Source organism: Bradyrhizobium ottawaense (assembly GCF_900099825.1).
Lineage (GTDB): Bacteria > Pseudomonadota > Alphaproteobacteria > Rhizobiales > Xanthobacteraceae > Bradyrhizobium > Bradyrhizobium ottawaense_A.
Map to the genome: position 1 here is coordinate 6,849,322 of NZ_LT629693.1, position 13,319 is coordinate 6,862,640.

The window sequence follows — 13,319 nt, forward strand, 5'->3', positions numbered from 1 at the left end:
TGCATTGGCCGGCGGCATTTGGTATGGGTAGTTCGCCGTGCTGCCCTAAAATCAGGCTGCCGGGTGCTTATTTCGGCAGCAAACCCCCGTGACTTCAATGCGTTGCTTGCGCAATGTCGTCCGGGGACAGGTGGGGAAGAGAGACATGAGTGAGATCGTCACGGCGGGAATTCTGGTCATTGGTGACGAGATCCTGTCCGGCCGGACCAAGGACAAGAACATCGGCTTTATCGCCGAATACCTGACCAATATCGGTATCGACCTTAGGGAAGTCCGGGTTGTCGCCGACGACGAGGCCGACATCATCGCCGCGCTTGATGCGCTGCGGCATCGTTACAATTACGTCTTTACCACCGGCGGCATTGGCCCGACCCATGACGACATCACCGCCGACAGCGTCGCCAAGGCGTTCGGGGTAGGCATCGACCATCACCCCGAGGTGGTGGCGCGCTTCAGGGAGCGCTGGACCGAGCAGGACCTCAACGAGGCGCGGCTGCGCATGGCCCGCGTTCCCGACGGCGCCGAACTGATCCAGAGCGCGACCATCCTGGCGCCCGGCTTCAAGCTCGGCAATGTCATCGTGATGGCCGGCATCCCCACCATCATGCAGGCGATGATGGACATCGTCGCGCCCAAGCTGAAATCAGGCGTGCGGATGCTGTCGGACACGGTTCGCGCCGACGCGCGGGAAGGCGACATCGGCGGCCCGCTGCGGGATATCGCCAATGCCCATCCCGACACCATCATCGGCAGCTATCCGTTCCAGGACGAGGACAAGAAGCCGAACACCAATCTCGTCGTCCGCTCGCGCGATCCCGAAAAGCTCGCCGCCGCGATGACCGCGGTGAAGGAGATGCTGGCGGCCATTCACGCGGCGCGCTAGGCCATAGCGTTTTCGAGCGAAGTGGGCACCGGTTCGCGCTGGGAAAACGGGTCAAAACAAAAAGCTAGAGCTGCGAGTTCAAAAGTTGCAGGAGAACACAATGGCTGCGGATGCACCGACACTCAGCTCGCAGGAGCGGGCCGGCAAGGCCTTTCCGGTGTCGTGGGACCAGTTTCACCGGGATTGCCGGGCGCTGACCTGGCGGCTCAACGAGGTCGGGCCATTTCATGCGGTGGTCGCCATCACCCGCGGCGGGCTGGTGCCGGCCGCGATCGTGGCGCGCGAACTTGGCGTGCGCGTGATCGATACCGTCTGCATCGCGAGCTACGATCACGACAAGCAGGGCGAGCTTCAGGTTCTCAAGGGGGTTTCCGCCGACACCGCCAAGCTCGGCGGCGGCACCGGCAAGGGGCTGCTGATCGTCGACGACCTCGTCGATACCGGCAAGACCGGGCGGCTGGTCCGCGACATGATGCCGGACGCGCATTTCGCCACCGTCTACGCCAAGCCGATGGGCCGTCCGCTGGTCGATACCTACATCACCGAAGTGTCGCAAGACACCTGGATCTTCTTTCCCTGGGACACCGCGCTGTCGTTCCAGCCGCCGATCCGCGACGGGGCGGCTTAATTCAGCGTCATTGCGAGCGAAGCGAAGCAATCCATGCCGCCGCAAAAAGATGGATTGCTTCGTCGCTTCGCTCCTCGCAATGACGGTGGCTGGTTGTAGGCTCTCTCATGCCCCTCCAAAACCGCGTCACCCCCACCGGCGACATCGTCGCCGATCCGCATCGCGGCATTTTCACCGGCAACCGTGGCATCATCCACGATCCCGCGACCAAAACCCTGCTGAAAAAACGCTGGTCGAGCCCGGCCTGGCTCACCTGCGTCTGCGAATTCCGCGGCTGGCGGCGCCAGGTGATGGGCGGCCGGAGCTGGACCGAACTGTTCTTCCTCGACGAGGCGACCGCGTTCGCGGCCGGCCACCGCCCGTGCTTCTTCTGCCGCCGCGACGACGCCAATCGCTTTCGCGCGGCGTGGGAGGCTGGCAATGGTGTGACGGATCTGCGCGCAAAGGAGATGGATGCCGTGCTGCATCGCGAGCGGCTGGAACGCGGCAAGAAGCGGCTGCATCCGCTGCCGGTACCGCTAGCCGAATTGCCTGACGGCGCGATGGTGCAGCAGGGGGCGGAAAGCTTTCTGGTTCTGCAGGGCAGGGCACTGTTGTGGTCGATGGCTGGTTATCGCAAGGTGGACAACGCGATCAAGGGCGCGATGTTGCTGACGCCGCCATCGACCTTGCGCGCGATATCAGCGGGCTATCGGCCGGTGCTGCATGCAAGTGCGGCACAGCCAATCGTGTAAGGCGCAACGGCTCTATTCTTCGTCATGCCCGGGCTTGACCCGGGCATCCACGACTTTCTTTCTGGCGCAGGCAAAGACGTGGATGGCCGGGTCAAGCCCGGCCATGACGGGCATTAGGCTGTGTCATCTCACCCCAACCTCTCCCGCGCCAGCTTCGCTCCCGCACCGAGCGCCATCAGTTTCGCTTCCGCGATATCGCGGCGCATCGGCGCCATGCCGCAATTGGTGGTCGCGATGATGTTGCTCTTCGGCACGAATTTCGCGACCTGCTCGATCACGGCAACCACATCCTCCGCGGTCTCGACCGTATCGCTGGCAACGTCGATGACGCCGGCCTGGACGATCTTGCCGGTGAGCAGCGCGAGCAGATCCAGCGGCACCTTCGAATTGCGGCATTCGATCGCGACCTGCTGGATCGGGCTCTTGGCAATCGCCGGGAAAATATCCTCGTACTGCCGCCACTCCGTGCCCAGCGTTTCCTTCCAGTCGGTATTGGCCTTGATGCCGTAGCCGTAGCAGATGTGCACGGCGGTGGCGCAGGTCAGCCCCTCGGCCGCGCGCTCCAGCGCCTTGATGCCCCAGTCGGAGACTTCGTCCATGTAGACGTTGAAGGCGGGCTCGTCGAACTGGATCACGTCGACGCCGTCGGCCTGCAGCGCCTTGGCTTCCTCGTTCAACAGCTCGGCAAAGGCGAACGCCATCTTGACCCGGTCGCCGTAATATTTGTCGGCGATGGTGTCGATGATGGTCATCGGACCGGGCAGGGTGAATTTCAGCTTGTTCTTCGTATGGCTGCGGGCGACGCGGGCCTCGTCGGCATGGACGCGGCCCTTCAAGGCCAGCGGCGCCACCACCTGCGGCACCATCGCCTTGTAGCGGTCTTTACGGATGCCCATCTCGACCTTGTGGGCGAAATCGATGCCCTCGATCTTCTCCAGAAAACCGTGGACGAAGTGCTGGCGGGCCTGCTCGCCCTCGGTGACGATATCGACGCCGGCGTCCTCCTGCAGCTTCACCGCCAGCATGGTGGCGTCGCGCTTGGCGCGGGCGAGTTCGTCGCCTTTGGACTTCCAGGGCGCCCACAGCGTGTTGGGCTCGGCCAGCCATTCCGGCTTCGGCAGCGATCCTGCGATGGTGGTTGGAAACAGCATGACGGCCTCCCGGCAGGTTCTGATTGTCTGATTGAGCGCCTGTCTGCCATGTCTTATGATCGCCGTACAGAACAACAAAAGTCGCCGTTGCCGGGGAATAAACCCGAGGTGACGGCATCGAGGGAGCCATGATCGACCTGCACTACGCGCCGACGCCGAACGGCTGGAAAATCTCGATCATGCTGGAGGAACTCGGGCTTCCCTATACCGTCATTCCCGTCAACATCCGCGCCGGCGAGCAGTTTCGGCCGGAGTTTCTGGCGATCAGCCCCAACAACCGGATTCCGGCGATTGTCGATCATGTGCCCGCCGATGGCGGCGGGCCGTTTTCGGTGTTCGAGACCGGGGCGATCCTGACCTATCTCGCGGAAAAGACCGGCCGCTTTCTGCCTGCCGACATGCGCGGCCGCTCGCAGGCTCTGCAGTGGGTGATGTGGCAGATGGGCGGGCTCGGGCCCATGCTGGGCCAGCACGGCCATTTCGCGCTCTATGCGGCCGAAAAAATCCCCTATGCGATCGAGCGCTACCGCGACGAAGCAGCGCGGCTTTATCGTGTACTCGATAGCCAACTGGGCAAGACCGGCGCATATGTCGCAGGCTGCGATTATTCGATCGCCGACATCGCCTGCTTTCCCTGGGCCATGACTCACAAGGCGCAGGGCTTTACGCTCGACGATTATCCCAACATCAAGCGCTGGTACGCTACCGTCCGTGCCCGGCCGCAGGTTCAGGCGGGGCTTGCGATCGGCAAGTTCGTGAAAGAGCCGTTCGACGAGGAGGCGCGGAAGAACATGTTCGGGCAGGCTGCGAAGGAGATGGCGGGCAAGCGCTAGGTCGCCGCTCCGCCGTCATTGCGAGGAGCGAAGCGACGAAGCAATCCATTCTTTCTTCGGGTCGTGAGATGGATTGCCTCGCGGAGCCTGTCATCGGGCGGCGCTTCGCGCCGACCCGGTGGCTCGCAATTACGGTGGAAAAACACAGGTCACAATAACTAAGGAAAAAACCCCCATGATCGAATTCTTCTTCGACTGTTCCAGTCCCTGGACCTATCTCGCCTTCCACAACATCCAGCCGCTGGCGAAAGAGCTCGGCGTCGACATCAGCTGGCGGCCGATCCTGGTCGGCGGCATCTTCAATACCGTCAATCCCAGCGTCTACGCGCAGCGCGAGACGCCGGTGCCGTTGAAGGCGCGCTACATGAAGAAGGACCTGGCCGACTGGGCGCGCTCGGCGGGGCTCGCGATCAAGATGCCGCCGACGGTGTTTCCGGTGAACAGCGTCAAGGCGATGCGCGGCTGCATCTGGTCGGGCAGGGAATCCGGCCAGCAGATGGTGCCGTTCGCCCGCGCGGTGTTCGAGACCTATTGGGGCGGCGACAAGGATATTTCGCAGGATTCGGTGCTGACGGAGGTCTGCAAGAAAGCCGGCGTCGATCACGTCAAATTCTTCGAAGGCATCGGCCAGCAGGCCATTAAAGACCAGCTCAAGGCCAACACCGATGAAGTGATGGCGCGCGGCGGTTTCGGCTCGCCGACGATTTTCGTCGGCAAGACCGACATGTATTTCGGCAACGACCGGATGCCGCTGATCCGCGAAGCGGTGCTGCGCCTGCAAGAGAAGGCCGCCTGATGCCGAAAGCCGTTGTCTGCCGCGAACTCGGCCCGCCCGAGAGCCTGCGGCTGGAAACCTTTGCCTCGGCGCCTTTGTCGCCGGGGCAGGTGCGCGTCGCCGTTCGCGCCGCCGGGATCAATTTCCCTGACGTGCTGATGGCGGCAGGCGAATACCAGCTCAAGCCGCCGCTGCCGTTCACGCCGGGCGTGGAAGCCGCGGGAGATGTCGTCGAGGTCAATGATGCAAAGGGCGTCGCGGTCGGTGACAAGGTCATCGTCAAGATGCGGCACGGCGCCTATTGCGACGAGGCCGTCGCCACGCCATCGCAACTGGTGTCGCTGCCCAAAAACTTCGATTACGCCGAGGGGGCGACGTTTCTGGCCGGCCACGGCACGGCGTATCACGCGCTGATCGACCGCGGCCAGCTAAGGCCGGGCGAGGTGCTGCTGGTGCATGGGGCCGGCGGCGGCGTCGGCTTGGCCGCCGTCGAGATTGGCAAGATGCTCGGCGCCACCGTGATCGCGACCGCTTCCAGCGACGAGAAGCTCGAAATCGCCAGGGCGCGCGGCGCCGATCATCTCATCCGCTACGACCGGGAGCCGTTCCGCGATGCCGTCAAGCGCATCACCGACGGGCGCGGCGCCGACGTGGTGTTCGATCCCGTCGGCGGCGAGGTGTTCGAGAACAGCATGCGCTGCATCAGCTGGGGCGCACGGCTGTTGATCATCGGCTTCACCGGCGGCATCGGGCTCGCGAAGACCAATCTGCTGATGATCAAGGGCGCCAGCGTCCTCGGTGTCCGCGCCGGCGAAGCGGTGCGGAAAAACCCGGCGCTGGGCGAAGTCAGGATCAAGGCGTTGCTGGAATGGGCGGAGGCCGGAAAAATCCGCCCCAACATCTCCCACCGCCTGCCGCTGGAAGATTTTGCTCGCGCGATGCGGCTGCTGATCGACCGCAAGGCGATCGGACGGGTGGCGCTGACGATGGGGTGATGGAGCGTAGGGTGGGCAAAGCGCAGCGTGCCCACCATTACCATCGTTGTGCGAAGATGGTGGGCACGGCGCAAGCGCGCCTTTGCCCACCCTACGGCTAGTTATTCCGTCATTGCGAGCCACCGGGTCGGCGCGAAGCGCCCGCCCGATGACAGGCTCCGCGAAGCAATCCATTGTGCGGCAAAGAAAGTATGGATTGCTTCCGCCTTCGCTCGTCGAGCTACGGCAGACAAGTCGTCGCTTCGCTCCTCGCAATGACGTTTGATAGACGCCCGCGATGACCGCTTCGCGGTCACTTATACCCGCGCTCGTCCCACCACGGGAAATAGTCGGGCATATTGGCCGACACCTTGTCCTTGAACTGCGCCGGACGCTTTTCCAGGAACGAGACCACGCCTTCCTTGACGTCGTCCGAACGCCCACGCGCATAGATGCCGCGGCTGTCGACCTTGTGGGCTTCCATCGGATCGTCGGCGCCCATCATCCGCCACATCATCTGCCGGATCAGCGCGACCGATACCGGCGCGGTCTTGGCCGCGAATTCCTTGGCCATTGCGCGCGCGGTCGGCAGCAGGTCGTCAGGCGGCACCACCTTGCTGACGAGACGGCCGGCGAGGGCTTCCTGCGCCGGGAACACGCGGCCGGAATAGCACCATTCCAGCGCCTGCGAGATGCCGACGATGCGCGGCAGGAACCAGCTCGATGCGGCTTCCGGCACGATGCCGCGCTGGGAGAACACGAAGCCGAAGCGCGCGGCCTCGGACGCAATGCGAATATCCATCGCCAGCTGCATGGTGACGCCGATGCCGACCGCGGGGCCATTCACCGCCGCGATCACAGGCTTCAGGCACTTGAAGATGCGCAGCGTCACCTGGCCGCCGCCGTCGCGGACCTGCGGATCGCTGTAGTCGACGCTGCCATCGGCGAGCCGCTTCACCGGCCCGCGCCGGGCATCGCGGTCGAAAGTGTTGGCGCCGGAGGAGAGATCAGCGCCGGCGCAGAAGCCACGTCCCGCGCCGGTCACGATGATGGCGCGGACGTTGTCGTCCTTGTCGGCGGCGTCGAACGCGTCGATCAGTTCCTGCTGCATGGTGCCGTTGAAGGCGTTGAGCTTGTCGGGCCGGTTCAGCGTGATGGTGAGAATCTGATCCTCGACCTCGTACTTGATCGTCTCATACGCCATGGGGAGTTTCCTCTGCTGTTGTTGTTTTGCTTATTTCGTCGCGTTCATACAACGTCATGCCCGGGCTTGTCCGGGGCATCCACGCCTTTCTTCCGTTTCGGGCAAAGACGTGGATGGCCGGGTCAAGCCCGGCCATGACGACGTTAGCTACGCCGTCACTTCTTCGGCGGGTTCGGCCACGGCTTCTGCGGGCCGCGTAGGCCCTCGAACGCCTTGGCCATGCCGAGCACGCCGAGATCGTCAAAGCGTCTTCCGACGATCTGCACGCCGATCGGGAAACCCTTCTTGTCGTAGCCGCCATTGATCGAGGCGGCCGGGTTCTCCGACATGTTCCACGGCACGGTGAAGGCGATGTGTTCGAACGGCTTGAGCGGATCGTTGAGCGGGGCGGCGAATTCGGCCGGAAAATTCACCACCGGCGACACCGGCGAGATGACGTAGTCGACCTCGCAGAACAATTTTGCCGCCGCGGCCCGGATCGCCATGGTGGCGTTAAAACCCCTGACGACGTCGACGCCACTGAGTTTGGCGCCGGTCTCGGCCCATTGGTAGATATAGGGCAGCGCCTTGGCGCGCTGCTCGGGCGGCAGCAGCGAGAGATCCGACCACATCCGCGCCCGCCAGAAATGGTCGAGCCCGTCGAGCATCTCACGGGTCAGGATGCCGTCGACTTCGGTGAGGACGGCGCCTGCGGATTCAAAAGCCTTCGCGGTCTTGATCGCGACGTCGCGGACCTCCTTCTCCAGCGCCTGGCCGGTACCGGCATCGAGCATCAGTCCGATGCGCAGCTTGCGCGGCGATTTGTCCAATGCCTTCCAGTTGATCTCGATCGCGGGCAGACTCATGCCGTCGCGCCGGTCGGGCCGCGACAGCACGCTCATCATCAGCGCGGCATCGTCGACGGTGCGGGTCATCGGCCCGGCCACGCGGCCGACATAGGGCGGATCGACGGGAACGCGCCCCAAGCTCGGCTTCAGCGCGAACAGACCGTTCCAGCAGGCGGGCAGGCGCACCGAGCCGCCGATGTCGGTGCCGAGATGCAGCGGACCGTAACCGGCAGCGCCCGCGGCGCCCGCGCCGGCGGACGATCCGCCGGGGTTCTTGCTGATGTCCCAGGGGTTGCGGGTGAGGGGGTGGAAACTGGAAAGCCCCGAAGACAGCATGCCGTAGTCCGGCATCGTGGTCTTGGAGAAGATGATCGCGCCGGCCTCGCGCAGCCGCGCGGCGGGCGGGGCGTCCTTCGGCGCAGGCACCAGCGGCATGCTGGCGGCGCCGAGCGGCACGGGCTGGCCTTTGGTCGCAACATTGTCCTTGATCGTGACCGGCACGCCGTCGAGCGCGCCGATCGGCTTGCCGTTGTTCCAGCGCTCGGTCGACTCTTTGGCGGTGGCGCGCGCGCCTTCGGGATCGAGCAGATAGAGCGCCTTGATGTGCGGCTCCCACACCGCGACATGCGCGAGCACTTCTTCCAGCACTTCCGAGGGCGAGAATTGCCTGGCGCGATAGCCGGCAATCAGGTCGACGGCGCTGAGGTCGTGCAGCGACGTGATCGCTTCCTCGGGCGCCGGTTTATGCATGGGAACCTACCGGCAGGCGGGTTTCGATGATACGCGCAAACATGCTGGCGCCGATCGGGAGGATCTTGTCGTCGAGGATGTAGCCGGGATTGTGCACGGGCACCGAGCCCTCGTGGCCGACCCAGAAATAGGCGCCGGGCACCGCCTGCATCATGTCGGCGAAATCCTCGCTGCCCATCTTCGGCTGCGAGCGGGTGATGACCTTGGACGGATCGACCACGGTCTTCGCCACCTGCTCGACCACCTTGGACTGCTCGACCTCGTTGACCAGCACGCTGAAGGTGTCGCGGATGTCGGCGGTGATCTCGCATTGGAAGGTCGCGGCGATGCCGGCGCAGATCGTGCGCATGCGCTCGCGGATCAGTGCGCGCACGCCGTCGTCGAACGCGCGCACGGTGCCGCAGAGCCTGGCGTCGCCGGGAATCACGTTATAGGCCGAGCCGGCATGGATCTGGGTGATCGAGAGCACCGCGGCCTTCAAGGGATCGACGTTGCGGCTGACGATGGTCTGCAGCGCCTGCGCCAGCGTCGTTGCGATCACCACCGCGTCCTTGGAGCGCTCCGGCATCGCGCCATGCGCGCCATAGCCCTGGATGACAATGTCGAAGAAGTCAGCTCCGGCCATCGCCGGTCCCGGCAGGATTGCGATCTCGCCATGCTCGAGGTCCGGCGCATTATGCAGGCCGTAGACCTCGTCGCAGGGGAATTTCTGGAACAGGCCGTCCTTGATCATGGCACGGGCGCCGCCGAGGCCTTCTTCGGCGGGCTGGAAGATGAAGTGCACGGTGCCGTCGAAATTCTTGGTTTCCGCCAGGTAACGCGCGGTGCCGAGCAGCATGGTGGTGTGGCCGTCATGGCCGCAGCCGTGGAAGCGGCCGGGGATGGTCGATCGCCATTTCAGGTTGGTGTTCTCTTCCATCGGCAGCGCGTCCATGTCGGCGCGCAGCCCGATCCGCTTGGTGCCGGTACCTTTGCCCTTCAGCACGCCGATCACGCCGGTGCCGCCGATCCCGCGATGCACCTCGATGCCCCATTGCGTCAGCTTGTCGGCGACGATGCCCGAGGTGCGCACCTCCTCGAAGCCGATCTCGGGATGGGCGTGCAGGTCGCGGCGGATCGCGGTGAGTTCCTCGGCATAGCCGTCGATGCGTTCGATGGTGGGCATGGTTGTTATCCCGTGATGGAAGTTGAACGTGCTTTGGCCGGCGGCGTGAAGGCGGGGCCGTTCGGCTTGATGCGAATGCCCGGACGCAACCGCGTCCAGGGTAATGAGGCGGTATCCGCCGGCATCGCGCCGGGGGCGGCGCAGATCAGCAGTTTCTCGGCGATCGGCTCGAAATCGGCGCGAAAATGCACCGAACTCTTGTTGACCAGGATGGCCTGCTCGGTCGGTTCGATGCCGACATAACGGTACATCGACTGATCCGCGAGCTGCGCCTTGTGCGAACTCACGACCACGCGGACGTCGCCGATGCGCAGGGCTGCAGAGGGGCCCATGTCCATGTCGCGGCCGCCATAATAGGGGCCGGGCGCCACGAATTTTCCGTCCGACAATTTCTCGACGACGAAGGTCTCGGTGTAGGGCGCGTCACCAGGAATGCCGGACTTGCCGCCGAGCGCGAGCGTGACGGTGGCGCCGACGCCAGCCGCGTGCGCGGCCCTGGCCGATTGCGGATCGTAGATCACGCCGGTTGCGGCGCGGGTGGCCTTGTTGCGGACCAAAGCGCGCAGCATGCCGGTGGTGTCGGAATCGCCGCCGGCGCCGGGATTGTCCTGGGTGTCGGCGATGATGATCGGCCTCGATGCGGTCTTCGCCAGTTCCATGGCATGGCGCACGCCGTCGTCGGGCGAGAAGATGCGGCCGTCGAAATCGTCCTCATGGCCTTCGATCAGTGCGACGACCTTGTCCGCCGCCGCATCGGCGTCGGCCTGGGTCTTGCCATAGGCGAACACGCTCGGCCCGCAATCCCGGAAATCGGCGGCCGGGAAGCCCGGCGCGAACGACAGCGTCGGCACGGCCTCGCTCTCCAGATCCCCGAGCTGCTGATAGATGCCTTTGGTCGGCTGGTCGTTGGTGCATTGCCAACTGATCGGAATCAGGAACGGCAACTGACGGAACGCCTTTGCAAAGCGCGTCTTGGTCTTCAGGACAAGCGCGAGATGTTTTGCGGCGGCGCGGCCGGTGTCGGCCATGTCGACATGGGGATAGGTGCGGTAGGCGATCAGCGCATCCGCATGCTCGACCATGTCAGGCGTCACATTGGCGTGCAAATCGAGGCTGACGACCAGCGGTAAATCCGGGCCGATCACCTGGCGCACGCGGCGCAGGATCTCGCCTTCGCCATCGTCGAAATGCTCGGTCACCATCGCGCCGTGCAGGTCGAGATAAACCGCATCCAGCGCGCCGGCATGGGCGATGCCGTCGACCATCACCTTGACGATGCGCTCGAACGCATCCCTGGTGACATGGGCCGAGGGGCTGGCGCCGCAGGAGACCGTCGGCACCATGTCCCAGCCGTTGGCTTCGGCCGCTTCGACAAAGCCGGCGAGGCCGACATTGATCTTGCGCATCACCTTGAGCACATCGGCGCCTTGCGCCATCGCCGGCCAACCGCCGCCATGGACGAAATCGGCATAGGTCGCCTTCGTCGGCGCGAAGGTATTGGTCTCGTGCAGGAAGCCGCCGACGGCGATACGGGTCATCAGGGTGTCTCGATTGAATTCCGGTGCGACGTTAGACTCGTCATTGCGAGAAGCGCAAGCGACGAAGCAATCCAGATTTGCATGGGGCTTACGCCGTCATTGCGAGCGAAGCGAAGCAATCCATACTGCAGAGCAAAGATAGAATGGATTGCTTCGTCGCTTGCGCTCCTCGCAATGACGGGGAGAGAGCGTCACTCCGCGGCGATACCGGCCGAAACCGGCCGGAAATTGGCGAAATCCCAGCCGCGGCCGGGGGCTGCTTCGAGCAGCGCGCGGGTATAGGCCTGTTGCGGATGTGTCAGCACCTGCGCGGCCGGTCCCTGTTCCACGACCCGGCCATGCTGCATCACGGCGACGTCGTCGCAGATTTGCGCGGCGACACGCAGGTCGTGGGTGATGAAGAGCAGCGCGATGCCGAGCCGGCTCTGGATTTCATCGAGCAGTTCCAGCACCTGTGCCTGCACGGAGACGTCGAGCGCGGAGACCGCTTCGTCCGCCACCAGCACGTCGGGATCGAGCGCCAGCGCGCGCGCAATCGCGATGCGCTGGCGCTGGCCGCCGGAGAATTGGTGCGGGTAGCGCGAGATCGCATCCGGCGGCAGGTCGACCAGTTCGAGCAGTTCGCGCGCCTTCGCCAGCGCGTCGGTGCGCGGCATGCCGTAATTGATCGGGCCTTCCGCGATGCTCTCGCCGATGGTGACGCGCGGATTGAGCGATCGATACGGGTCCTGGAAGATGATCTGGATGCGCTGGCGGTGCGGCTGCAGCAGCCGGCGGGACAGGTCGGAAATTTCACGCCCCGCCAGGCGCACGCCGCCGGAAGTCGGGTCGATCAGGCGCACGATGCAGCGCGCCACTGTCGACTTGCCGGAGCCGCTTTCGCCGACGATGCCGAGCGTGCGGCCCTTGCGCAGCGTCAGCGTCACGTCCTGGGCGGCGGCGACCTCGCGGGCTTTGCCGAAGAAGGAACGTTCGCGATAGACCTTGCAGAGGCCGTTGGCCTCCAGCACGACGGGTTCGGTGCTTTCCTCGCGCGCCGCCCGCGGCACCAGGCTCGGCACCGCCGACAGCAGCTTGCGGGTATATTCCATCGTGGGCTGGCGCAGGATGGTGTCGAGCGCGCCGGTTTCGACCAGCCGGCCGCTGCGCATGACAGCGACCCGGTCGGCGATTTCGGCGACCACGCCCATGTCGTGGGTGATGAACAGCACGGCGGTGCCGTGATCGCGTTGCAGGTCGCGGATCAAAGTGAGGATCTGCTTCTGCGTGGTGACGTCGAGCGCCGTGGTTGGCTCGTCCGCGATCAGGAGTTTCGGCTCCAGCACCAGCGCCATCGCGATCATGATGCGCTGGCGCTGGCCACCGGAGAGTCGATGCGGATAGGAGGCGAAGATGCGCTCGACCTCGGGCAGCCGCACCTGTTCCATCATCGCCAGAATCTTCTGGCGGCGCGCGCGGGCATCGAGATCGGTATGGACGCGCAGCACTTCGTCGATCTGGCGGCCGACCGGCACCACCGGATTGAGCGCCGTCATCGGCTCCTGAAAGATCATCGCCATGGTGGTGGCGCGCAACTGGCGCAGGCGGCGGTCGCTGGCGGCGAGCAGTTCCTCGCCGACCAGCCTGACGCTGCCGGCGGACGGCACCAGCGCGCCCTTCTGCAGCAGTCCCATCACCGTCAGCGACGTCACTGACTTGCCCGATCCGCTTTCGCCGACCACGCACAGCGTCTCGCCTTCGTGCACCTGCAGGGAGATGCCGTCGATGATGCGCTTGGCGGCCGGATCCTTGCCGAGACCGACGACGAGGTTTTGGATGTCGAGGACGGCGTTGGTCATGCTGACACCTTCATCGTCA

General features: G+C 64.7%; 12 protein-coding genes. 6 read left to right on the plus strand and 6 right to left on the minus strand.

What is annotated here, in order from left to right:
* The first annotated feature begins 145 nt into the window (after nt 1-145).
* The 3 genes from BLR13_RS32185 (at nt 146) to BLR13_RS32195 (ending at nt 2,245) form a co-directional block, all read left to right on the plus strand.
* Nucleotides 146-883 (plus strand): competence/damage-inducible protein A, encoded by a 738-nt coding sequence (locus tag BLR13_RS32185; RefSeq protein WP_074815211.1) that lies wholly within the window; start codon nt 146-148, stop codon nt 881-883.
* A 100-nt stretch (nt 884-983) separates the two neighbouring features.
* Nucleotides 984-1,511, plus strand: coding sequence for a xanthine phosphoribosyltransferase (gene gpt / locus BLR13_RS32190; protein WP_074815208.1), 528 nt, complete (start codon nt 984-986; stop codon nt 1,509-1,511).
* 107 nt (nt 1,512-1,618) lie between these two features.
* Nucleotides 1,619-2,245 carry a hypothetical protein gene (locus BLR13_RS32195; RefSeq protein ID WP_074815205.1) on the plus strand — a complete coding sequence of 209 codons (627 nt, stop codon included), beginning with the start codon at nt 1,619-1,621 and terminating at the stop codon, nt 2,243-2,245.
* A gap of 128 nt (nt 2,246-2,373) precedes the next feature.
* On the opposite strand, the gene BLR13_RS32200 is transcribed toward BLR13_RS32195, so the two are convergent.
* Nucleotides 2,374-3,396, minus strand: a complete 1,023-nt coding sequence (locus BLR13_RS32200; RefSeq protein ID WP_074815202.1) for a methionine synthase — start codon at nt 3,394-3,396, stop codon at nt 2,374-2,376.
* 128 nt (nt 3,397-3,524) lie between these two features.
* Here BLR13_RS32200 and BLR13_RS32205 point away from each other — a divergent pair, with 128 nt between their 5' ends.
* The 3 genes from BLR13_RS32205 (at nt 3,525) to BLR13_RS32215 (ending at nt 5,999) form a co-directional block, all read left to right on the plus strand.
* The gene (locus BLR13_RS32205) at nt 3,525-4,229 is read left to right on the plus strand and encodes a glutathione S-transferase N-terminal domain-containing protein (protein WP_074815199.1); all 705 of its coding nucleotides are present in this window, start codon (nt 3,525-3,527) and stop codon (nt 4,227-4,229) included.
* Between the two features lie 175 nt (nt 4,230-4,404).
* The gene (locus BLR13_RS32210) at nt 4,405-5,025 is read left to right on the plus strand and encodes a 2-hydroxychromene-2-carboxylate isomerase (RefSeq protein ID WP_074815197.1); all 621 of its coding nucleotides are present in this window, start codon (nt 4,405-4,407) and stop codon (nt 5,023-5,025) included.
* Nucleotides 5,025-5,999: an NADPH:quinone oxidoreductase family protein gene (locus BLR13_RS32215; RefSeq protein WP_074815194.1), complete on the plus strand. Its 975-nt coding sequence runs from the start codon at nt 5,025-5,027 to the stop codon at nt 5,997-5,999. Before BLR13_RS32210 ends, BLR13_RS32215 begins: the two co-directional genes overlap by 1 nt.
* A 292-nt stretch (nt 6,000-6,291) precedes the next feature.
* Here BLR13_RS32215 and BLR13_RS32220 read toward each other — a convergent pair whose 3' ends face one another.
* The 5 genes from BLR13_RS32220 to BLR13_RS32240 all read right to left on the minus strand — a co-directional run bounded on the left by BLR13_RS32220 (nt 6,292) and on the right by BLR13_RS32240 (nt 13,300).
* Nucleotides 6,292-7,182: a crotonase/enoyl-CoA hydratase family protein gene (locus BLR13_RS32220; RefSeq protein ID WP_074815191.1), complete on the minus strand. Its 891-nt coding sequence runs from the start codon at nt 7,180-7,182 to the stop codon at nt 6,292-6,294.
* A gap of 155 nt (nt 7,183-7,337) precedes the next feature.
* On the minus strand, nt 7,338-8,759 hold the full coding sequence (locus BLR13_RS32225) for an amidase (RefSeq protein ID WP_074815189.1): 1,422 nt from the start codon (nt 8,757-8,759) through the stop codon (nt 7,338-7,340).
* Complete coding sequence (locus tag BLR13_RS32230; protein WP_074815186.1) at nt 8,752-9,924, minus strand: M20 aminoacylase family protein; 1,173 nt, start codon at nt 9,922-9,924, stop codon at nt 8,752-8,754. The genes BLR13_RS32225 and BLR13_RS32230 overlap by 8 nt, the downstream gene beginning before the upstream one ends.
* Before the next feature lie 5 nt (nt 9,925-9,929).
* On the minus strand, nt 9,930-11,462 hold the full coding sequence (locus BLR13_RS32235; protein ID WP_074815183.1) for a M81 family metallopeptidase: 1,533 nt from the start codon (nt 11,460-11,462) through the stop codon (nt 9,930-9,932).
* A 191-nt stretch (nt 11,463-11,653) separates the two neighbouring features.
* Nucleotides 11,654-13,300: an ABC transporter ATP-binding protein gene (locus BLR13_RS32240; RefSeq protein WP_074815180.1), complete on the minus strand. Its 1,647-nt coding sequence runs from the start codon at nt 13,298-13,300 to the stop codon at nt 11,654-11,656.
* Nucleotides 13,301-13,319 lie beyond the last annotated feature (19 nt).

Bases quoted from the DNA above. Each gene is read 5' to 3' on its own strand.
- gpt (WP_074815208.1), top strand. From the start codon at position 984: ATGGCTGCGGATGCACCGACACTCAGCTCGCAGGAGCGGGCCGGCAAG.
- BLR13_RS32210 (WP_074815197.1), top strand. From the start codon at position 4,405: ATGATCGAATTCTTCTTCGACTGTTCCAGTCCCTGGACCTATCTCGCC.
- BLR13_RS32235 (WP_074815183.1), bottom strand. From the start codon at position 11,462: ATGACCCGTATCGCCGTCGGCGGCTTCCTGCACGAGACCAATACCTTC.
- BLR13_RS32205 (WP_074815199.1), top strand. From the start codon at position 3,525: ATGATCGACCTGCACTACGCGCCGACGCCGAACGGCTGGAAAATCTCG.
- BLR13_RS32185 (WP_074815211.1), top strand. From the start codon at position 146: ATGAGTGAGATCGTCACGGCGGGAATTCTGGTCATTGGTGACGAGATC.
- BLR13_RS32240 (WP_074815180.1), bottom strand. From the start codon at position 13,300: ATGACCAACGCCGTCCTCGACATCCAAAACCTCGTCGTCGGTCTCGGC.
- BLR13_RS32195 (WP_074815205.1), top strand. From the start codon at position 1,619: ATGCCCCTCCAAAACCGCGTCACCCCCACCGGCGACATCGTCGCCGAT.
- BLR13_RS32225 (WP_074815189.1), bottom strand. From the start codon at position 8,759: ATGCATAAACCGGCGCCCGAGGAAGCGATCACGTCGCTGCACGACCTC.
- BLR13_RS32220 (WP_074815191.1), bottom strand. From the start codon at position 7,182: ATGGCGTATGAGACGATCAAGTACGAGGTCGAGGATCAGATTCTCACC.
- BLR13_RS32230 (WP_074815186.1), bottom strand. From the start codon at position 9,924: ATGCCCACCATCGAACGCATCGACGGCTATGCCGAGGAACTCACCGCG.
- BLR13_RS32215 (WP_074815194.1), top strand. From the start codon at position 5,025: ATGCCGAAAGCCGTTGTCTGCCGCGAACTCGGCCCGCCCGAGAGCCTG.
- BLR13_RS32200 (WP_074815202.1), bottom strand. From the start codon at position 3,396: ATGCTGTTTCCAACCACCATCGCAGGATCGCTGCCGAAGCCGGAATGG.